We start from the raw sequence: 21,743 nt of genomic DNA on the forward strand, positions 1-21,743 counted from the left end.
TCGTTATCTGAGACAAATGTTAGGCATATATTGCCCGACATATTGAGTGAGCTTTTACAGCTAATAAAGGTGGTACCACGGTCCCTCGTCCTTTTTCGGATGAGGGGCTTTTTTGTTTTCGTATAAAGGATAGTCAAAAACTAAAAAATAAAAAATCGCAAAGTAAGAGTAGTAAACAGTCGCTTCAAGCGTTCCAGAGAGCTGGTGATGGTGAGATTCCAGCGCGCCCGGACTGTTGAATGGACTTACGAGAGGTTTTCTGAAAAAGCAATTGTTGCTTGAGTAGGAAAGCACGGATTTCCGCCGTTACACGGATAGGGTATCGAAGAGGTGAAATATAAGCCTTCCGTATCCAAAAGAGATGAAAAGAATGTTCTTTTCCAAGTGAGGTGGCACCGCGGTCCCATACGTCCTCTATAAACATACAAGTTGTGTTTATAGAGGACTTTTTTATTTATACGGAAACTTTAAAATGAAGAAGTTGTGATCCATTATAGTTGCTAGCAATAGCCATGTTTGGTTCCAGCGCCCAGCAACTAGCAGATCTTTTGGTGGGGCGAGCAGTGCGCAGTCCCAAACTTTACACTCCTTCAATCGATAAAGAAGACTTAGCCGTTTGGTCTTTGTAAGGCTTAGTCGCCCTTATACCCAAGTAGTGAAAGTAAACATCGGCTCTCTACGTTCGCCGTGTTTCCTTTATCTCAAAGAGAAGAATGGAAGTTCGATTAAGTTCACCCCATCCTGGGAGGCACAGTTTGTACGTTGCTAGACAGGCGCTTGCGCCTTTGAATTTAAAAAAAGGAGTGAAAGACAAATGAGCTTGACGTATCGATATGAAAAAATACCGGCGGCTGGAATATCCGCCTTGGAAATTTACAAAAACGTAAAAACGCCAAAAAAGTTTTTGCTTGAGAGTACGAGTTACCACGAGCAAAAAGGAAAATTCACGTATCTGGGAATCAATCCGTACGAAGAAGTAATTGGCAAACAAGGAAAAACGACGGTGGTTGATATTAAAACAAATGCGATAAGACAATTCCATGAACAGGCTCTGGACTATTTGCAAAAACAGCTGCCCGATATGGAAATACATTTGCCGATTCCATTCTTCGGCGGAGCGGTCGGTTATGTTGGATATGACTTCATTTGTAACTTGGAAGGAATTCCGCTTCCTAGTGAAGATGAGTTAGAGATGCCAGATGTTCATTTCATGCTTTTTAGAAATATTATCGCATTCGATCATACGAAGGATTGCTTATATTTGATTGCAATCAACCCGGAGCAAAACCAAGACGTGAACCTGGAAGAGGAACTTAAGTCTTTAAAAAAAATGCTCCACCATAATCAAGAAGAAAGAAATACAGCTTTTCCAAATGTAGATTTTGAACCGCAGGAAACGGAAGCTAGCTTTAAAGAGAAATTGTTACAGGCGAAAGAATACATCAACCGAGGAGAAGTTTTACAAGTCGTACTGTCGCAGCGAATGCAGGCGGATATTAGCCGGAATCCGGATTTCCATTTTGCCTTTTATGAAAATTTACGAAGGTCGAATCCGTCACCGTATATGTTTCATATCGATTTTTCCGACTATATTTTGCTTGGTGCTTCACCGGAAAGCTTGTTGCAAGTAACCGGTAACGAGGTGATTACGAACCCGATTGCTGGCACAAGACCGAGAGGCGCGACGCAAGCTGAAGATGCCAAGCTTGAGACAGACCTACTTGAAGACGAAAAAGAACTTTCCGAACATCGGATGCTTGTTGATCTCAGTAAAGAAGATCTTGCAAAGGTGTGTAATCAACGGACAATCGAACTTACAACCGACATGGTCATTGAAAAATACCAGCATGTGATGCATATCGTCTCCGAACTAAATGGTGAGTTGCAGGAAAGTGTTTCAAGTATTGATGCTTTAATTTCTTTGCTGCCAGCTGGAACGGTTTCTGGCATGCCAAAACAACGTGCGATGGAGATTATTAATGAACTTGAAGAAAAAATGCGTGGACCATATGGCGGTGGAGTTGGTTATATCAGTTTCAACCGAGATTTGAATATCGCACTTACAATCCGCACATTGATTATCAAGGAAAAAATCGCATATCTCCAAGCTGGAGCAGGAATCGTCCGTGATTCGGTAGCGAAGACGGAATACGAAGAAACGTTGCATAAAGCGCGGTCACTAGTAGAAGCCGCCTACACATTCAATTAACCAAACATTCGGAAAGAAAGGGGAACGAACAAATGAAAACATACCTACAAAAATTGATCAATAAGGAAAATTTAAGCCGGGAAGAAATGAAAGCAGCAGCAAGTTATTGTTTTACAAGCGACGTGACCGAATCTGAAATTGCCGCATTTCTTATTGCACTCCAAGCAAAAGGTGAAACGGCTGATGAGATTACTGGACTTGCGGAGGTGATTCGGGAAAAATCATCATTCCAGACGGAAAATACGTTAAATGTTATCGACAATTGTGGGACCGGCGGAGATAGGTCAAACAGTTTCAATATCAGTACAACCGCCGCCTTTGTCATGGCAGGGGCAGGGATTAAAATTGCGAAGCACGGCAACCGGAGTATTTCCAGTAAAACGGGTAGCGCAGACGTGCTTGAGCATTTAGGTGTTTCCCTCTCTTTTTCAAAAGAACATGTACAGGAAATGCTCACTGAGAATAATATTGCATTTCTATTCGCTCCTCACGTCCATGAGGTGCTGAAGCCTTTTTCCATTGTCCGCCAGCATCTTGGTGTACCGACGATTTTCAATGTCATTGGCCCGCTGACAAATCCAATTCAGCTTGAAACACAGCTTGTTGGTGTTTACCGGAAAGATTTGCTTGAAAAGGTTGCGGAATCACTGAATAAGTTAGGCCGGAAGAGAGCGGTCGTCGTGACTGGGGCAGGTTCACTCGATGAAGCTTCATTAGCTGGTGCAAACAACTTGATTGTTGTAGAAGATGGTAAGTTAACACCAATGAGCTTGCACCCAGAAGAAGTCGGATTGCCAGTTTACCCGAACGAAGCAATTCGCGGAGGCGACTCCAAGCGTAATGCCGAAATTCTTTTGTCTGTTCTAAAGGGTGAGCCCAGTGCTTACTTTGATACAGTGCTGCTTAATGCAGGAATTGGTATTTATACAAGTAGAAAAACAGATTCGATCCAGACGGGGATTGAATTAGCACGAGAAAGCATCTTATCCGGCAGAGCCTTAGAACGACTTGAACGATTAGTTAGTTTTAGTGAAAAAATTCCTAGTGAGGTGTATTGAAATGACTATTTTAGATAACATTTTAAAGCAAAAAAGAATTGAACTGACAGAACTGATTCACAAGAAATTAATGGAGCCGGTAGGTAAAACAAATCCCTCCTTTAAAGAGCGTGCTGCTGCTTCAGAAAGTATGAATATCATCGCGGAAATTAAGCGTGCTTCCCCGTCGAAAGGAGCAATTGACCTTGAAGTTGACCCGATCGAGCAAGCGAAAATGTATGAGAAAAATGGTGCGGCAGCCATCTCCGTGCTGACCGACGAAAAGTTTTTTAATGGATCATTAGAAGACTTGCGGGCGGTCCGTGAAGCAGTCGACGTCCCTGTCTTATGTAAGGATTTTATGATCGACACGCTACAGATCGATCATGCGAAAGCTGCCGGAGCAACTATCATTCTATTAATTGTTGCAGCTCTCTCAGATACGGATTTAAAAAAATTATACGATTATGCAACATCCCTTGAGCTGGAAGTGCTCGTTGAAGTGCATGACGAGGAAGAAATGAAACGGGCATTAAAACTTGAACCTGAAATAATCGGAATAAACAACCGAAACTTGAAAACATTTGAAGTCGACTTAGCAACAACGGAAAAACTGGCATCTCTTGTTATGGATCGTGACACATTGCTTATCAGCGAAAGCGGAATGCGGGAAAAAGAAGATGTGAAGCGGGTGAGAGACGTTGGGGCGGAAGCAATTTTAGTCGGTGAAACATTAATGCTTGCGGAAGATCTACAAAGGACATTTACGGATCTGCAGGTGCCGCTGGAAGAAAGGAAAAAGCTGCATGCTCGTTAAAATTTGCGGTGTTACAACGGAGGAAGCAGCACAAGCAGCAGCTGAAGCGGGAGTGGATTTAATCGGATTTGTTTTTACGGAAAGCAAGCGGGAGATTTCGCCAGATGCGGCAGCAGCGATTGCCAGCCGCCTTCCTGCATCTGTCCAAACAGTCGGTGTCTTTGTTAATGAAGCACCGGCTGTGATGGAACGGATTGCAAGCAAAGTAGGCCTTGATTTTATTCAACTGCACGGGGAAGAACCGCCTCGTGTAGCAAGTTCTCTTTCTAGAAAGGTCATTAAAGCATTCCCCGCTGAAAAAGAAAGGTTAGAAAATGTACACACTTATCCATGTGATTATTTTCTAATTGATACACCGAGCGTCAACCGTGGCGGGAGCGGCAAGACATTTGACTGGAGCTTGCTGCAAGAAACAGGTATTGACCGGGAAAAGTTGCTGCTTGCAGGAGGGCTCCATCCAGACAACGTGCAGGAAGCAGTGGCGGCAGTGAATCCCTTCGCTGTTGACGTCTCAAGCGGAGTCGAGACGGAAGGAAAAAAGGATCCGGAAAAAATGAAAGCATTTATCAATCAGGCAAAACATAGGGAGGCTAATAAAAAATGAGTGTATATACCGTACCAGATCAAAGTGGAAAATTTGGCAATTTTGGTGGAAGATACGTCCCGGAATTATTAATGCCGGCAGTTCTTGAACTTGAAAAAGCGTATGAAGAGGCAAAGCAAGATAAGCATTTTCTAGAAGAGCTGAACTACTATCTAAAGCAATATGTTGGAAGAGAAACCCCATTATATTTCGCGGAACGACTAACAGAAAAAGCGGGTGGAGCGAAAATATATTTAAAGCGGGAAGATCTGAACCATACCGGCGCACATAAGATTAATAACACGATTGGGCAGGCGCTGCTTACCGTAAGAATGGGGAAACGGAAAGTGGTCGCGGAAACCGGTGCTGGTCAGCACGGGGTAGCAACTGCAACAGTTTGTGCGCTGCTTGGTCTTGATTGCATTGTCTTTATGGGGGAAGAAGATATCCGCCGTCAAGCACTGAATGTCCAGCGGATGGAGCTGCTTGGTGCTGAGGTTAGAAGTGTGGAAGGCGGGAGTGGGACACTGAAAGATGCGGTGAATGAAGCACTCCGTTACTGGGTGAATTATGTGGAAGATACCCATTATATTATCGGTTCCGTCGTCGGTCCGCATCCATTCCCGATGCTTGTGAGAGATTTTCAAGCGGTGATCGGTGAGGAGACGAAAAGGCAAATCGTAGAACAAGATGGAGAGCTCCCGGAAAAGATTATTGCCTGTGTCGGTGGCGGCAGTAATGCGATGGGAATGTTTTATCCCTTTGTTGAGGAGAAGGATGTTACTTTAATCGGTGTCGAAGCTGGAGGAAGCGGCCTGGAAACGAATAAACATGCAGCAACTTTAACAAAAGGGAAAGTTGGGGTATTACACGGGACATTGACTCATCTTTTACAAGATGAAAATGGACAAATAGAAGAAGCTTTTTCGATTTCTGCAGGACTGGATTATCCAGGCGTTGGACCGGAACATAGCTATTTACAGAGTATCGACCGAGTAAATTATACGTCCGTTACGGATAAAGAGGCACTGGAGGCTTTCGAACTTTTATCACGGAGAGAAGGGATCATACCTGCTTTAGAAAGTTCGCATGCAGTAGCCCATGCAATGAAGGTTGCAGGACAAATGTCTAAAGATGAAACGATTGTTGTCTGCCTTTCAGGCCGAGGAGATAAGGACCTTAGACAAGAAGGAAATATGAATGTGAAGGAGGAGAAATAAATGGGCAAGGTAAAATTAGAAAAGGCATTGCAAGAAAAACTTTCGGCAGAGGAAAAGATTTTCTCACCATTCATTACGGCTGGTGATGGCGGGCTGGATATTTTGCCGGAAAGAATCAAATTTTTCGAGGAAAATGGTGCCGCTGTTATTGAACTTGGCATTCCTTTTTCCGACCCTGTGGCGGATGGTCCGACAATTCAAGCGGCTGGTAGCAGAGCTTTAGATAACGGGACAACACTTGCAAAAGTTTTAGATGTCTTAGAGAAGACAAAATTAGAGCGGGCGATACCTGTTGTTATCATGACGTATATTAATCCGATTATCACCTTTGGTATCGAGGACTTTGCTCGTAAATGTGCGGAAGCAGGCGTTGATGGGGTGATTATTCCCGATTTGCCGATGGAGGAGGAGAGTCTTATTGCAGAAGCTTTAAGTAAAGGGCACATCGCCTTTATAAGGCTTGCTGCGATGACGAGTCCGACAGAGCGTTTGCAGGAACTTGCTGAGCGGACGGAAGGATTCCTTTACGCAGTTGCTGTTACGGGGACAACGGGCGCGCGAACAGAGCATGATGCGTATGTATCAACATTTTTACAAAAATTAAAGACGTATACAAATACTCCGGTACTCGCAGGGTTTGGTGTATCAACTGGTGAACAAGCAAGGGCGCTTGGCGAACATAGTGACGGGGTGATCGTCGGCAGTAAGATTGTTCAGCTTCTCCATGAAGGAAAGTTAGCGGAAATCAGTCAGTTAATGGAGGAGAGTCGGTCGCTCAAGGTATGATAGTCTGGCTTGTTTTTACTGACAATTCCCCCTATAATCTTTCATAAGATAGAAATGAGGGGGAATACATATGCCAAAAGCAGTAATTTTAGACGGTTATACATTAAATCCGGGAGATCTCGACTGGGCACCGCTTGAAAGACTAGCAGATTTTAAAATATACGATCGAACCACCTTCTCTGTAGACGAAGCACCTCTCATCATCGAAAGAGCGAAAGATGCGGAAATTATTTTAACGAATAAAACACCGCTGACAAAGGAGATTCTTGCTGAACTCCCGAAGTTAAAATATATCGGGGTGCTTGCGACAGGATTTAATGTTGTTGATGTGGAAGCAGCAAAGGAAAGAAATATCACGGTGACGAATATTCCGGACTATGGAACCGATACAGTTGCTCAAGCAGCCTTTGCACTCCTACTTGAACTCTGTCACTATACGGGAGAACATAGTGATGCAGTGAAAAGGGGCGATTGGACAAATCAAGAGGATTTTTGCTTTTGGAAGCATCCGATCATTGAGCTTTCCGGGAAGACAATGGGGATTATTGGGTACGGAAGAATTGGTCAAGTAACGTCCCGGATAGCAGAAGCGTTCGGAATGAAGATCCTTGCTTACAATCGGACGAAGGAAAAAGTTCCGCATACAGAGACTATTCGCTACGCAACACTTGATGAACTGTATAAAGAGGCGGATGCCATCATGCTGCATAGTCCATTAACAGAAGAGAATAAAGGCTTCATTAATAAAGAAACAATCGGCAAAATGAAAGACAATGTCCTCCTTATTAATACGGCAAGAGGCGGCTTGATTAATGAGCGGGACTTAGCGGATGCTTTAAATGACGGAAAAGTCGGCGGGGCAGGGCTTGATGTTGTTTCAAAAGAACCGATTAGTGCTGATAATCCATTACTGCAAGCGAAAAATTGTATTATCACCCCGCATATCGCCTGGGCAAGCTTGGAGGCACGAGGACGATTATTAAATATCGCTGCAGATAATTTAGAGAAGTTTTTGGAAGGCGAAGCAATAAACATTGTAAATTGATAGACACAACAAGAGCCAATCAGAGGGATGTTTTGCTGATTGGCTTTTTATTTTTAAGCAAAGTCCTTTTTAAAAATAAATCTCTATGCTAAAATAAAATGCAAACTTAATTAATCCCATTTGACAACTAGGATTAAACTGGTAAACTATCGTTGTGTCGTAACACCATTTTTTGAACATATACATAATTTACTGTAACAATTCAGCTGATTAAACTAATGATTAAAGGGGGAGTTACTTTGGCTACAAAACAAAGTGAAAAATTGAGAACTATCTTCAATGAAATCGAGGGCAATTTCGAACAAATGAGGGACTGGAGAAGGCATATGCATATGAATCCGGAACTCTCGTTTGAGGAAGTGTATACGGCGAAATACATTGAAGAGCAACTGAATTTACTCGGCATCGAAGTAAAAACACAAATCGGGGGAAAAAATGGTCTCATCGGGATTTTACAAGGTGATAGAACCGGGAAGACAATTGCACTCCGAGCAGATTTTGATGCGCTTCCAATCAATGACGAAAAAGATGTTCCGTATAAATCGACAAAGCCAGGTATCATGCATGCTTGCGGTCATGATGGCCATACGTCGGCATTACTTGGAACAGCCGCAGTATTGAGTGAACATCGGGATAAATTAAACGGTAATGTCATTTTTGTTTTCCAACCGGCAGAGGAACGGCCACCGGGCGGGGCTAAGTTTATGATTGAAGAAGGAATTCTGGATGACGTGGATTATATATTTGGTGCACACCTGGCTTCAGAGATCCCACTAGGAAAGGTTGGCGTTGGCCCAGGGTTTCAAATGGCAGCTGTTGATAAATTTGAAATTAAAATTAAAGGTCTCGGCGGGCATGGCGCAAGACCCCATGAAAGTATCGATTCCCTTGTAATTGGTACAAGTGTCGTTGAAGCGTTGCAGAAAATTGTGAGCCGGAATATCGATCCACTGCAGTCAGCTGTCGTAACAATTGGCGTTTTCCAAGCAGGAAATGCTTTCAACGTTATCCCCGACAGTGCAAGAATTGAAGGAACAGTACGAACCTTTGATGCGGATGTACGTGACAAAGTTCAAGAGAAAATCAATTCTATTGTCGCAGGAATAACAAATGCTTTCGGTGCAACCTATGAAATTGATTACCTTCGCGGCTACCCGGCGCTCTATAACCATGAAAAAGAGACAGCTATCGTTCGGGAAATTCTAAGCGAATCATTCGGTGAGGAAAATGTAACCGAACTTGAACCGACAATGGGAGCAGAAGATTTTTCTTATTTTCTGGAGAAAAAGCCCGGAACTTATTTCCGAGTCGGTTCACGTACTGAAAATGAAGCGACACATTATCCACACCATCATCCGAAATTTGATTTTGATGAGCGGGCTTTAGTCAATATCAGTAAATCCTTCGTACAAATTGTCTCTCATTTCCTAATCGAGGAGAGTAGTTAATGAGTAGTCCTAGAATTTCATTAATGGAAGCATACTTGATTGAAACATTACGTCGAAATGATGTCACGAATGAAGATATTATGGCGCAGATAGAGTCCGGTGATATTACAGCTTGGTCCAAATCCTTTCCGAAGTTTGATTTTACTCAACTCGTTAAGCTTGCGAATAAGGACTTTGAACAGTTTAAAAAGGTATTGAGTGAAGGATACGAAGTGAAATTCGTAACGTTTAATGGATTGAAAAATTTATTACGCCTCCGTTTTGGTATCGAGGAAGAAAAGGATTATGAATTAAATGAAAAAGGTATTCACCAACTCGTTCTAGAGCCTAAACAATTAACGAGTGTGAAGCAAATGCTCTCTAAAAATTGGAAGGTAGAAGAGATCGAGCAGCAAGGTGACAAAGTTATTGTGAATATCGATTTGGTTTAATGGAATGGGTTAATCGAGGGAAATTTTGATTAACCCTCTTTTGGGTGAAAGATGTTTATATAATGGAAAAGTGGAAGAGTTAATGAATTTCATAATACGTATTTAATACTTCACCCTCACCATATGTAGCTGGTTCGTTCCCAACTACATATGGTCATGGAAAAGCCGACTTTGGTAATGATGAAATTCATTCGAGTATTAAAATAACAGAAGATCAGTGTGTGTTATGATATAATACTAATAGAGGAAAAAATTCTAAAACTTGCAGGGGGAGGGGTGAGAAAATGGGGAAATTGACCAAATCCCTTGGTATTGCTGGAGCAGCTCTCGGAGTTGCCTATTTATCGAAAAGCGAAAACAGGGAAAAGGTAAAGAAATTAATCGGTTTGGATAAAGATAATGAATCCTATGTTAAAAAACTAGGAAGGCCCGGAGCTGTTGGAGCCTCAGATGACGCCAAAATGGTTGATGAAGGAGCCCTGACAAGCGTACAGTACTACAATGAACTTCAGGAAGAAGAGGAAGAGAAAAGTGAATAAGAAGGAATAGCAAACACCAACAAACAAAAAATAGCTTGTTGGTGTTTTTTTGACTGTATTAATCAATCACTCCGAAATATAAACAATCCTCGTCTCCCTCGTTTTCCCGCCGTCATTACTCTCCGCCTCAAACGTGACGACATGGAACTTTTCCTGCAGCTTATCCTTTACTTTAAATGACAATTTGCCGCTTTTTTCATCAAAATCTGCCTCATAAGCAACTCCATCAATAATCACATGCAAATTATCTTGATTAATGTTAGGAAAATCAGCTTCGGCAATCTTCGCTTCTAAAAGAGGGGTTCGGCTTTCGAAGGCTTCCCCCATTTCAAAATCAAGCTGAACCTCTGGTCCTGTACCGTCTCTATGTTCATTCATCTCGGACACTTCCTCGATTTCTTCCAGGACACGCAGCATGTTTCCGCCAAGGACTTTTTCAATATCCTCAAGTGAATAGCCGCGATAAACAAGCTCTTCTGTAATGTTTGGTAAATCTGCTGCAGTCTGTAAATCGACTGGAAGTACCGCCCCGTCGAAATCGGAGCCAAGGCCGACATGGTCGATCCCCATCACTTCTACTGCATAATCGATATGGTCGACAATATCGGTTACGTACCCGTTGGCATTGTCCGTTAAGAAGGCTGGATAAAAAACGATGCTCAGTATACCGCCATTCTCTTTTAAAGCAAGCATTTCTTCGTCTGTCAGGTTACGCTGATGCTCTTTAATTGCATTTACGCCCGAATGGGAAGCGATAATCGGAGCTTTCGTGACTTTGATTGTATCTGCAAATGTCGTTCGTGCCATATGGGAAACGTCGACTGCCATCCCAAGCCGGTTCATTTCTTTAATGACCGCAGCACCGAGTTCTGTTAGTCCGCCGTTGGAAGTAGTATTTGCCGGATCACCATATACTTGATCAGCACCTTCGCCAAGAGCATTCGAATAATTCCAGTTAAAGCCAATCACTTTGACGCCAAGATCGTGATATTGCCTGACGAGTTCAATCGCATTATGCTCCTCCAATGAGTAAGCCCCTTCAATTGTCGGAACCGCAGCTAGTTTTCCATCCTTGATAGTTTGCTTAATTGCCTCTGTATCTCTTGCAATTTCAAAGGCTTCCGAATGATGATCCGCTGTCCAAAATAAAGCATTGATTAAAGCAAGCGTTCTGCTGATGGCACGTGGATTATTATCCTGATATCCAGCAGTGAAAGCTGCAAAAAACGCAACATCAAGTCCGCCTTCTTTTGCTTTAGGAATATCGAGTTCTAAGGCAGTGTCTTCACCAATATCTAACACCGGCAGCCAGGTGTTCTCATCTACTATTTTCATCATCGTGTCGTTATGAGAGTCGACAATAGGCGGATCGAAGGAAACAGGATCCGTTGCTTTCAAATGAGGCAAAGCGGCGTAAGAAATATTAGTTGGGTGCAGAAAACAGATGACAAGAAAAAGTAAGAAAAGAAAGCTTTTTTTCATAGAAAATCTCCTCGGATAAACTAGATTCTTTGTCTATAAGTCTAGCACAGAATCTAAAAAAACGTTATGGTTCTAGGTCTGTCTCCGCTTGGATTCGCATATATATGAAGGAACATGTTGCTTGCGTCACGCAATTAAAAGGAGGGGGCCGATGAAAAGAAAGCTTTGGATGCTTGGACTTCTGGTTATGGGCTTGTTTCTGATTGTTGCTTGCAGTAATGATGATGGGGACGGGGAACAAGAAAAGGACACGGATGAAAAAACGGAGACGAGCGGGGATAATCGAACACTGACGATTGCACTAGGTTCCGACATGGTTACATTTGATGTGCATGATCATATCAATACATCAACGGAAGCGATTCATGTGAATATGTTCAACTATCTCGTGAAGCGCGATAATGAGACTGGCGAAATTTTGCCGGACCTTGCAGAGTCGTTTGAGAACATTGATGACCTTACTTGGGAATTTAAATTGAAAGAAGGCGTCACCTTCCATAATGGAGATGAATTGACGTCAACTGATGTGAAGTATTCGCTGGAACGGGTAGCAACTGGTGAAGAATTGAAGGATTATACGAATTATAACCAGATTAAAGAAGTAGAAATTCTGGATGATTACCGTTTCCGCATCATCACCCATGAACCGGAGCCAGTGCTGCTCAACCGCATTTCACGGATTGCTTCAGGAATATTGCCTTCCAAGTATATTGAAGAAAACGGTTTTGATCACTTTTTGCAAAATCCAATTGGAACGGGCCCCTTTCAATTTGTTGAGTGGGTAAGAGATGACCGGATTGTATTTGAAGTGTACGACGATTTTTTTGAAGAGAAAAATGAGGATTGGGATCAACTCGTTTTCCGGATTATTCCTGAAAACTCGACACGGGTTTCAGAATTGTTGACAGGTGGAGTTGATATTGCCGTTAATATTCCGCCGGCGGATTGGGACCGGGTCAGCGATCATGAGGATACGTATTTAGCCCAAGAGACTTCAAACCGGACGTTGATGATCTTCTTACGGTCGACAGAAGGCTATCCGACTTCAGATCAGCGAGTTCGGGAGGCGCTAGATCTTGCAATTGATAATCAGGCAATAATTGATAGCTTGCTAGGAGGAGCAGGGGTGCCGACGATTACACGGGTTGCACCTGGGAACTTTGGATTTGCAGAACATTTATATGATACGTATAACTATGATTTGGACCGGGCGAAAGAACTGCTCGCTGAAGCAGGGTTTCCGGATGGTTTTGAAATGACGTTTCATTCTCCAAGGGGTCGATATTTGCAAGACGCGGAAGTTGCGGAAATGGTTGCGGGTATGTGGGCGCAGATTGGTGTGACAGCAAATATTGAATTTATGGAATGGAGTAATTTTGTTGAACTCCGAAATGCCCATGAGAATGAAGATGCTTATTTACTTGGTCTCGGAAACTCCATGTTTGACGCAGCGAATGGACTGGATTGGTACAATGCAGAGCGGTTTGAAGGGGAAACGGATTACCGGAACGATGAGGTCGAGGAGCTGCTTGCTGCAGCCATGACAAACATGGATCTTGAGGAAAGAAATGAGCAGTATATTCAAGCACAGGAACTGCTTGCAGAGGATGTCGCTCACATTGTATTGCATATGGAATCAATCAATATTGGCGTAAGCGAAGGAATCGATTATACACCGACAATGGATGAAATGATTTATGTAGATACGATTACAAGAAAGTGATTGGCATGGAATCTCCCGGAGGCATGCATGATTTGCTTTCGGGAAGTCCTTCCGATTTGGAAAGAGGGATGAGCAATGCATTATTTTTTAAAAAGAGTGTTGGAAATCATTCCCGTATTGCTGATCATTACGTTCATCGTTTTTACGCTTGTCTTCATCGCCGGTGATCCCATCGCATTGCTGCTGCCGGAAGATGCGACTGCCGAGGATATCGCAGCACTGCAAGCAGCATTGGGACTCGATGATCCCTTTTATGTACAGTACGGAAGATATGTTGTAAATATGCTGCAAGGGGATTTTGGAACATCTTTCCGTTACGGAGAAGATGCTATGTTGCTTGTCTTAGAAAGACTCCCGGCTACGATTGAACTTGCCATCGCTTCTATCCTCGTTGCGATAATGATCGCTATACCTTTAGGCATCTGGTCGGCTACAAAAAAGAATTCAAGCATTGATCTCTTAGCAACCGGTGCAGCTGTGCTTGGAAAAGCGATGCCGAACTTCTGGTTGGGAATTATGCTCATTCTCGTATTTTCTGTAACGTTCTCCGTGTTCCCTGTGTCGGGAAGAGGATCATTTTCCCATTTGATTTTACCAGCGATTACCCTTGGAACAGGGATTGCCGCGGAAATGACAAGACTGATTCGTTCAAGCATGCTTGAGACACTTGGGCAGGATTATATCCGGACGGCAAAAAGTAAAGGCTTGAGAACAGGAATCGTCGTTTATAAGCATGCTTTCCGGAATACGCTCGTTCCCGTCGTTACAATCATTGCACTTCAAACATCGACACTTGTCGGGGGTACATTAATTACAGAAACGGTATTTGCTTGGCCAGGTATCGGACAATTGCTCATTCAAGCGGTGAACAACCGCGATATGGCGATCGTCCAGGCTTGTGTCATGGTCATTGCTTTTTTCGTCATTATGATGAATCTGATTGCCGACTTATTGTACCAGTTATTAGACCCACGGATTAGGTATAAATAGGAGGTGGGTAAGTTGTCCCGTTCGCTCTCGATGCATGGTACTGCAAAGAAAAATTCGAAGATGAAGCGCTGGATGAAATTGCTGTTTCGGAGTAAGACAGGTACGGTCGGACTTTTCATCGTTGTTTCGATTGTGCTTGTTGCTATTTTGGCGCCATGGCTTGCACCGCATGAACCGCAGACAATCGATCCGGTAAACACCCATAAGCCTCCTATGTGGATGGAAGGAGGGGATCGGTCGAATATACTCGGTACGGATAATTTGGGAAGGGATATCTTAAGCCGCATTATATACGGTTCTCAAGTTTCCTTATTAGTCGGTATTTCTTCCGTCGTTCTCGCTGGGGTCATAGGTGTGCTTGTTGGACTTTTCACCGGATATTTCGGCGGCTTTCTTGATACGTTTTTCATGCGGCTTGCTGATTCTTTTTTAGCCATTCCGAATATTTTATTAGCATTGGTCATGTTAGGTGTATTTGGTCCTGGTTTGCTAACTTTAATCCTAGTTCTAGGGGTGACCAACTGGGTGCAATATGCGCGGATTATCCGTAGTGAGGTTTTATCGATAAAGGAAAGGGATTTTATCCGGGCGGCAAAATCGATCGGTGTGAAACATCGTCATATTATTTTTTCCCATTTATATCCGAATGTTATTTCTTCCTTTATTGTTGTTGCGACGTTAAGTGTAGCAAGTACGATCATATTGGAATCCTCTTTAAGTTTTCTAGGTTTGGGCATCCAGCCGCCGCAAGTATCCTGGGGAACGATTCTTAGTGATGGGAGAGATTATTTGGCGACGAGCTGGTGGTTAGCAACATTTCCTGGGCTTGCCATTACGATCTCTGTGTTAGGAATTATTTTCCTTGGTGACTGGCTGCGGGATATCCTTGATCCGCGAACGGTGAAGTGAAGGAGGCGATGGAATGGAGCACGCATTATTAACCGTCAACCGTTTAAAAACGTATTTTTATACAGAGGATGGTGTCGTGCCAGCGGTGGATGATGTCTCTTTCGCGATTAAGAAAGGGGAAGTCGTTGCCATTGTCGGAGAATCCGGCTCAGGGAAAAGTGTAACTTCCTTATCGGTCATGCGGTTAATTGAAAATCCGGGAAAAATTGCAGGCGGTGAAATTCTGTTCGAAGGCAGGAATTTAGTTGACATATCGTTGAAGAAAATGCGCGAGCTCCGCGGGAATCAACTTGCAATGATTTTTCAGGAACCACTGACGTCTTTAAATCCAGTGTTTACAATCGGCAATCAGCTTGCGGAATCGATTCGACTTCATCAGAAGAAAAATAAAAAAGAAGCAATCAAAATTGGCATCGAAATGCTAGAGAAAGTTGGAATCGCGCGCGCAAACCAAGTTTATGACCAATATCCACATGCATTAAGCGGGGGGATGCAGCAGCGCGTCATGATTGCGATGGCATTGTCTTGTAATCCGAAGCTGCTGATTGCCGATGAACCGACGACAGCCTTAGATGTAACGATTCAAGCACAGATTCTTCGGCTCATGAAAGATTTGATTGAGGAATTCGGAACTTCCATTTTATTAATTACCCATGATCTTGGTGTAGTCGCTGAAATGGCTGATCAAGTTATTGTGATGTATGGCGGTCAAGTCGTGGAGCAGGCAGACGTCTTTACGTTATTCAAAGAGCCGAAGCACCCTTATACGAAAGGGTTGATCGATAGTACGCCAAAGATCCATGAATGGAAGGAAGAGCTTAATTCGATTCCTGGCACGGTCCCTGGTCCATTTGAGTTCCCAGAAGGATGTAAATTTGCCGATCGTTGTCCATTTGTAATGGATAAATGCAAGGCGGAGAGTCCCCCTGTAATAGAAATTGGAAAAGGACATGTGGTCCGGTGTTGGTTGCATGGTGAGAAGGGACTGAAGTTGAATGAGTCAAAATCCTTTACTTGAAGTTCGTGGGTTAAAGAAATCATTCGACGTGACGAAAGGTTTTTTAAAAAAAGAAAAACATTATCTTTATGCGGTGAATGATGTTAGTTTCACCCTTAAAAAGGGGGAAGTATTAGGAATTGTTGGTGAATCAGGCTGCGGGAAATCGACACTTGGAAACTTAATTGTTCACCTGCATGAACCAACAGCTGGAGAGATTTTGTTTGAAGGGATTTCTTTGCTTGACCTTCCCGCAGAACAATTGCGGAGGCGGCGGGCAGACATCCAAATAATTTTCCAAGATCCTTTTTCTTCCTTAAATCCCCGAAAACGTGTGTTTGATATTATTGCTGAACCACTGCGGACACATCTTGCATTAAGTAAAGCAGAACTCAAACAAGACGTACTCCATTTAATGGAGCTCGTCGGTTTGAATCGTTCATACCTCTATCGCTATCCGCATGAATTCAGTGGTGGCCAGAGACAGAGGGTAGGGATTGCAAGAGCGATTGCACTCCGGCCGAAGCTGATTATATGTGATGAGCCGGTATCTGCGCTCGACGTGTCCATTCAATCACAAATCTTAAATCTATTGAAGAAGCTGCAAAAGGAATTGCAGCTCACATATCTTTTCATTGCACATGGTCTGCCGGCTGTAAAGCATGTGAGCGACCGGATTGCGGTTATGTATTTAGGTAAAATCGTTGAATTAACAACAAAGGAAAAGTTGTTTATGAACCCGATGCATCCGTATACGGAGGGACTGCTGTCAGCAATACCGATTCCAGATCCTACAGAACGAAAAGAGCAGCGTAAACTACTGGAAGGCGATATCCCAGACCCAGTTAACCCACCTGCAGGTTGTAAATTTCATCCTCGTTGTCCATATAAAACAGAAATTTGTTCGCGAATTGAGCCGGAATTTACAGAGAAAGAAGTTGGTCATTTTGTTGCTTGTCATCATCCGCTTGGAAAGGAAAACAAGGAATAAAAAATTATAGAGAAGGAATGTGAAGGAAATTAGTACATGTGATGTACTCCATTATGTAACGACAAATAAGGGGAAGTTAAAAAAGGAATTAATCGAATTGGTAAAAGCGGAGTCGCCAAGTCATGATAAGGCGGCATTGCTCTCCTGTGAGCAGAAGATTAAACAGATTATTACCGGTCATTTCGGAGATCAATTTACGCTGGAAACGTTCGGCATGGATGAGACTGGAAATCATTTAAAATATGAAATACGAAAGCAACCTGGTCCACGGATTTTATTTTTATCTCATTATGATACGGTTTGGAGAAAAGGGGAACTCCCAGTAGCTGAAAAGAAAGAAAAAATTTACGGCCCGGGAATTTTTGATATGAAGGCTGGATTACTTTGTTCAATCTGGGCAGTGAAAGCCTTGCTTGAGACAAGGGGAAAGCTCTTGTTTTCTCCAGTATTTTTATTTACGGCTGATGAAGAGATTGGGAGTATTACTTCTAAAGCTATTATTGAAACAGTGGCTGAGACCTGTGATGCCGTATTTGTAATGGAGCCACCGACATCAAGAAGTCATGCACTTAAATTAGAACGGAAAGGAGTCGGAGCGTATACCATTACGGCGACAGGGAAAAGTGCGCATGCTGGAAACCACCACGCGGAAGGTGTCAGCGCTATTTTGGAAATGTCCAAGATTATTCAAAAGCTGGAAGGGCTAACAGATTATAAAAAAGGGACAACAATTAATGTAGGGAAAATAAATGGCGGTTCGGTCAGCAATGTGATTCCAGAAAAAGCGGAGATTGAAGTTGATTTTCGGGTGAAGAATAGCGAAGAAGCGAAACGGATAGAGACCGTTATTGAATCACTTTCCGTCAGCCACCCTGAGATTGATCTTCTGATCGAAGGCGGATTGAATCGTCCGCCGCTGGAAAAGACAGCTGGAAATGCTGCACTCTTTGCGATCGCGAAACGGGCCGGGAAGAAGCTGGGGATGAAGGTGAAGGGAGCAAGTGCCGGCGGTGGCAGTGATGGAAACTTTACGTCTGCTCTTGGCATTCCGACATTGGATGGTTTAGGAATCCCTGGCGGTGGTCCACATGCAAGGAGTGAGCATATCAGATTTGATCTTTTTCCGCAGAAGTGTGCGCTCGTTGCATTGGTTTGTGAACTGTTTAGTGAAAAAATCGAGTTGTTGAAGTAAGGGGTTAATCAATTAATGATTGACCTCTTTATTCGTTGTACGGGAGATGAATCGGAAACGATGGATTATAGTTGCTGCGCCTGCTGGATGCGCTAGTGCAATCGCTTTTCGGTGGGACGAGTAGCAGCAGTCCAAGGTATCGCGCAACGAATCGCGCTTTTAACCTGCAAGGACGCTTCCGCCTTTATTCGTGTTGACAAAACGTCACCACTTTGATAGATTCGACAGAGTTAATGTTTATAGAGAGGCAGGCGGTCCAGTGGCTGAGTATCGATTTGAAACGTTACATAGCGTATTGCGTGATTTGATGGAGGAGAAACAATTTTCCATTCGGAGATTAAGCAGAGAATCAGGTGTGGATCATGCAACGATATCTAGGATATTGAATGGTAAACGGAAAGCGAACGTTCGTCATCTACAGCAATTGTCAGAAGGACTCGGTACGGATGTTTTACCACTCATGCAAGCTGCGGGTTATATTGAGGAAACGGATGAAAAAAGAACAAATGAACTGCAATCTGTATTTGAAAAAATACAATATATGTTATCTCTAACGGATGGATATGAAAAAGGTTTTACAGAGAAAGAGCTGCAACAAGAAATCATCATTTACGAGGAACAAAGTTTAACAGATGAAGGAAAACGAACAATTCTAGAGCGTTTCCAGGAAAAAATAGCGAAAATAGAAGGACAAGGCCCGTATATTCAACAGCTGCACTCCATGTTTACTCGATTTATGAACAGAAAAGGTTCTGCGAAGGAACTTGGTTTAATCGGAGCAGCTTTGCTTTATTTTGTTATTACGAAGGACTTAATGCCGGATTTTCTTTTTCCTGTAGGTTTCATGGATGATGCTCTCGTCGTACAAGTCGTGATGAAGCGGCTCGATAATAAAGAATTCGGATAGAAAGGCTAAGAAGGGTCCCTATGTTTGGAGAAAAGAAGCAATTAGATACTACAATATTAATAACATTAGCAGGGTTATTCGTATTCAGCATTATTGCCGTTTATAGCGGCTCAGGCCAATATGTCACGGACAACCCCTATCACTTTGCGGTGCGGCAAGTTATTTGGTATGGGATCGGCATCAGCATGATGATCGGGATTGCTCGTTTTGATTATGAGTTATTAAAGCGAATAGCACCATATCTTTACTTCATCTGTGCCGGTTTATTGCTTCTCGTATACCTTTTTGGCACGGAAAAAAATGGCTCACAGCGCTGGTTAAGCTTTGGATTTATTGAAATTCAACCGTCTGAATTTATGAAAATAGCACTAATTATTTACCTCGCCTCTATCTTAAGTAAAATTGGTTCGGAAAAATTAGCTTTTAAAAAAAGTATCATGTTTACGTTTCGAGTTGGCCTTGTTTCGATTATTCCTTTCTTGCTTATTATGGTGCAGCCTGACTTAGGTTCCGCATTAGTTATTATAGGCATTACCGTATCGATTCTCGTTGTTTCGAGTATATCACCTAAGATGATCGGATTAATTTTCAGTATAGGGGCCGTGTTCACTAGTCTTTTAGTTTACATATTTTATTTTCATCAAGCATTATTTACACGCTTCTTCAAGCCACATCAGCTATCACGAATCTATGGCTGGCTCTATCCGGAACAATACACGTCCGATTACGGGTATCAATTACAGCAGGCGATGCTTGGAATTGGTTCCGGGCAAATAGGAGGCAAGGGAGTGAATCAGGGAGTACAGGTGCAGAGTGGGAAGGTTCCAGAAGCCCATACCGATTTTATCTTCGCAGTAATCGGTGAGGAATTCGGCTTTATTGGAAGCAGTATTCTCATTTTTATTTACTTTTTACTGATTTATCGTCTCGTACAAATAGCGAATGAATCAAATGATTTATTCGGCAGTTTTATTTGTATAGGGGCAGTTGGTCTTATCTCCTTACAGGTTTTCCAGAATATTGGGATGACGATAGGAGTTACACCGATTACAGGCATAGCGCTTCCTTTCGTCAGCTACGGGGGCAGCGCATTATTAACGAATTTCATCGTCATCGGTCTTGTACTTAGTGTCCATTTACGGACGAGGAAGTATTTATTTGCTGATGAGTGAGAGGATAAATGACAATGGGCAAAATATTTTTAAATCGATTAAAATATATGGACTATAGTATCGTCATTGTGTCCTTTCTCTTGACGGGGTTTGGACTATTGATGATCTATAGTAGTAGTTATGTACTTGGCTATTTGGAATATGAATCCGCGAATCACTTTTTTTATCGACAGCTGCAGTGGTTCGGGCTTAGCGTCTTCTTATTTATTGTAGTGGCGCTGTTTCCTTACCGGAACTACCGGAAACTTGCTCCAATCTTCGTTATTGTTTCGATTGTGCTCCTAATTCTTGTGTTGGTGCCGGGAGTCGGGGTTGTAAGGAATTTCTCACAGCGGTGGGTGCAGCTTGGTCCTCTAACCTTTCAACCTACCGAAATAATTAAATTATGTATGGTTATTTATTTTGCTTCCTTTTATTCGAAGAGTGAGGAAAAGCTTGCTTCGTTTAAAACGGGGGTGTTGCCTCCGCTAATTATTTTATCTGTTATGTTTTTACTCATATTAATGCAGCCTGATTTAGGCTCTGCTGCTTTGATTCTATTTGCATGTGGGTTCATTATTATCTGTTCGGGAGTGAAGAGCCGGCATTTGCTCATGTTGGGCAGTTTCGGAATGGCGATTATAATCTATTTTATATCTTCGACCTCCTACCGAATGGAGCGGGTGACTTCGTTTATGGACCCATTTGCAGATCCGGCAGGGAGCGGCTATCAGCTTGTGAATGGATATATTGCGATTGGAACAGGCGGATTATGGGGGAACGGTCTCGGTAATAGTGTGCAAAAGCTTGGATTTCTGCCAGAGGCTCATACGGATTTTATTATGGCGGTCATTATCGAGGAATTGGGGATTTTCGGTCTCATTATTTTAATGGGCGCTTATTTGTTCCTCATGTTCCGCGGGGTACAGATTGCAAAAGGGTCGACGGATATGTTTGCGAAATTACTTGCAATCGGCATTACCTTTCAAATGATGACCCAAGTCATGATCAATCTCGGCGCCGTATCGGGACTGATGCCGATTACCGGTGTCCCACTGCCATTAATCAGTTACGGCGGTTCATCCTTACTTATCACCATGATCTCTTTAGGTATTCTAACCAACCTCTCCATCAAAAACCGAATGTGAAGCGGGACATGGGGTCAGTGAACTGCGCCCTGTCAAGTGGACAGTAAAAAAATAAAAATCTATGCCGCAGCCTGGTACCGATATTCTAACGGTGTTAGGCTGTTTAATTTCGTTTGGTATCGTTCTTCATTATAAAAT

20 protein-coding genes and 2 other annotated features (1 of these 22 only partly in view) are annotated in these 21,743 nt (G+C 42.9%); of the genes, 19 read left to right on the plus strand and 1 reads right to left on the minus strand.

What is annotated here, in order from left to right; all coding sequences use genetic code 11:
* Window positions 1-96, plus strand: a binding site (T-box leader) (it extends 148 nt beyond the left edge of the window).
* A gap of 53 nt (window positions 97-149) precedes the next feature.
* Window positions 150-418: a binding site (T-box leader), on the plus strand.
* A gap of 396 nt (window positions 419-814) precedes the next feature.
* From LZD48_RS15720 to LZD48_RS15765, 10 genes are all read left to right on the plus strand, one after another.
* Window positions 815-2,209 carry an anthranilate synthase component I family protein gene (locus LZD48_RS15720; RefSeq protein WP_235763677.1) on the plus strand — a complete coding sequence of 465 codons (1,395 nt, stop codon included), beginning with the start codon at window positions 815-817 and terminating at the stop codon, window positions 2,207-2,209.
* A gap of 32 nt (window positions 2,210-2,241) precedes the next feature.
* Window positions 2,242-3,267, plus strand: a complete 1,026-nt coding sequence (gene trpD, locus LZD48_RS15725) for an anthranilate phosphoribosyltransferase (protein WP_235763678.1) — start codon at window positions 2,242-2,244, stop codon at window positions 3,265-3,267.
* Between the two features lies 1 nt (window position 3,268).
* Window positions 3,269-4,063 carry an indole-3-glycerol phosphate synthase TrpC gene (gene trpC / locus LZD48_RS15730; protein WP_235763679.1) on the plus strand — a complete coding sequence of 265 codons (795 nt, stop codon included), beginning with the start codon at window positions 3,269-3,271 and terminating at the stop codon, window positions 4,061-4,063.
* On the plus strand, window positions 4,053-4,667 hold the full coding sequence (locus tag LZD48_RS15735; protein WP_235763680.1) for a phosphoribosylanthranilate isomerase: 615 nt from the start codon (window positions 4,053-4,055) through the stop codon (window positions 4,665-4,667). Before trpC ends, LZD48_RS15735 begins: the two co-directional genes overlap by 11 nt.
* Entirely contained in the window at window positions 4,664-5,866 is a 1,203-nt protein-coding gene (gene trpB, locus LZD48_RS15740) for a tryptophan synthase subunit beta (RefSeq protein WP_235763681.1), read from the plus strand. Before LZD48_RS15735 ends, trpB begins: the two co-directional genes overlap by 4 nt.
* Window positions 5,867-6,652, plus strand: a complete 786-nt coding sequence (gene trpA, locus LZD48_RS15745) for a tryptophan synthase subunit alpha (protein ID WP_235763682.1) — start codon at window positions 5,867-5,869, stop codon at window positions 6,650-6,652.
* A gap of 70 nt (window positions 6,653-6,722) precedes the next feature.
* Window positions 6,723-7,697, plus strand: a complete 975-nt coding sequence (locus LZD48_RS15750) for a D-2-hydroxyacid dehydrogenase (RefSeq protein ID WP_235763683.1) — start codon at window positions 6,723-6,725, stop codon at window positions 7,695-7,697.
* A gap of 305 nt (window positions 7,698-8,002) precedes the next feature.
* Window positions 8,003-9,145, plus strand: a complete 1,143-nt coding sequence (locus LZD48_RS15755) for a M20 metallopeptidase family protein (RefSeq protein WP_235763697.1) — start codon at window positions 8,003-8,005, stop codon at window positions 9,143-9,145.
* Complete coding sequence (locus LZD48_RS15760; protein WP_235763684.1) at window positions 9,145-9,576, plus strand: hypothetical protein; 432 nt, start codon at window positions 9,145-9,147, stop codon at window positions 9,574-9,576. Before LZD48_RS15755 ends, LZD48_RS15760 begins: the two co-directional genes overlap by 1 nt.
* A gap of 284 nt (window positions 9,577-9,860) precedes the next feature.
* Entirely contained in the window at window positions 9,861-10,115 is a 255-nt protein-coding gene (locus tag LZD48_RS15765; RefSeq protein WP_235763685.1) for a YbyB family protein, read from the plus strand.
* Window positions 10,116-10,181: 66 nt separating this feature from the next.
* Here the strand turns inward: LZD48_RS15765 and LZD48_RS15770 are convergent, their stop codons facing one another.
* Window positions 10,182-11,597: a dipeptidase gene (locus LZD48_RS15770; protein WP_235763686.1), complete on the minus strand. Its 1,416-nt coding sequence runs from the start codon at window positions 11,595-11,597 to the stop codon at window positions 10,182-10,184.
* A 151-nt stretch (window positions 11,598-11,748) separates the two neighbouring features.
* On the opposite strand from LZD48_RS15770, the gene LZD48_RS15775 reads away from it, so the two are divergent.
* From LZD48_RS15775 to ftsW, 9 genes are all read left to right on the plus strand, one after another.
* Complete coding sequence (locus LZD48_RS15775) at window positions 11,749-13,320, plus strand: ABC transporter substrate-binding protein (RefSeq protein WP_235763687.1); 1,572 nt, start codon at window positions 11,749-11,751, stop codon at window positions 13,318-13,320.
* A 75-nt stretch (window positions 13,321-13,395) separates the two neighbouring features.
* On the plus strand, window positions 13,396-14,310 hold the full coding sequence (locus LZD48_RS15780) for an ABC transporter permease (protein WP_235763688.1): 915 nt from the start codon (window positions 13,396-13,398) through the stop codon (window positions 14,308-14,310).
* 30 nt (window positions 14,311-14,340) lie between these two features.
* A complete protein-coding gene (locus LZD48_RS15785) occupies window positions 14,341-15,219 on the plus strand; it encodes an ABC transporter permease (protein ID WP_235763698.1) in 879 nt (292 codons plus the stop codon).
* Window positions 15,220-15,232: 13 nt separating this feature from the next.
* Entirely contained in the window at window positions 15,233-16,237 is a 1,005-nt protein-coding gene (locus tag LZD48_RS15790) for an ABC transporter ATP-binding protein (RefSeq protein WP_235763689.1), read from the plus strand.
* Entirely contained in the window at window positions 16,215-17,207 is a 993-nt protein-coding gene (locus LZD48_RS15795) for an ABC transporter ATP-binding protein (RefSeq protein ID WP_235763690.1), read from the plus strand. The genes LZD48_RS15790 and LZD48_RS15795 overlap by 23 nt, the downstream gene beginning before the upstream one ends.
* 19 nt (window positions 17,208-17,226) lie before the next feature.
* Window positions 17,227-18,399: a M20 family metallopeptidase gene (locus LZD48_RS15800; protein WP_235763691.1), complete on the plus strand. Its 1,173-nt coding sequence runs from the start codon at window positions 17,227-17,229 to the stop codon at window positions 18,397-18,399.
* A 259-nt stretch (window positions 18,400-18,658) separates the two neighbouring features.
* Window positions 18,659-19,306, plus strand: a complete 648-nt coding sequence (locus tag LZD48_RS15805) for a helix-turn-helix domain-containing protein (protein ID WP_235763692.1) — start codon at window positions 18,659-18,661, stop codon at window positions 19,304-19,306.
* A 20-nt stretch (window positions 19,307-19,326) separates the two neighbouring features.
* Entirely contained in the window at window positions 19,327-20,478 is a 1,152-nt protein-coding gene (gene rodA, locus LZD48_RS15810; protein ID WP_235763693.1) for a rod shape-determining protein RodA, read from the plus strand.
* 8 nt (window positions 20,479-20,486) lie between these two features.
* Window positions 20,487-21,605 carry a putative lipid II flippase FtsW gene (ftsW, locus tag LZD48_RS15815; protein ID WP_235763694.1) on the plus strand — a complete coding sequence of 373 codons (1,119 nt, stop codon included), beginning with the start codon at window positions 20,487-20,489 and terminating at the stop codon, window positions 21,603-21,605.
* The last annotated feature ends 138 nt before the right edge of the window (window positions 21,606-21,743 follow it).

It is taken from the genome of Oceanobacillus alkalisoli, assembly GCF_021556485.1.
GTDB lineage: Bacteria > Bacillota > Bacilli > Bacillales > Amphibacillaceae > Oceanobacillus > Oceanobacillus alkalisoli.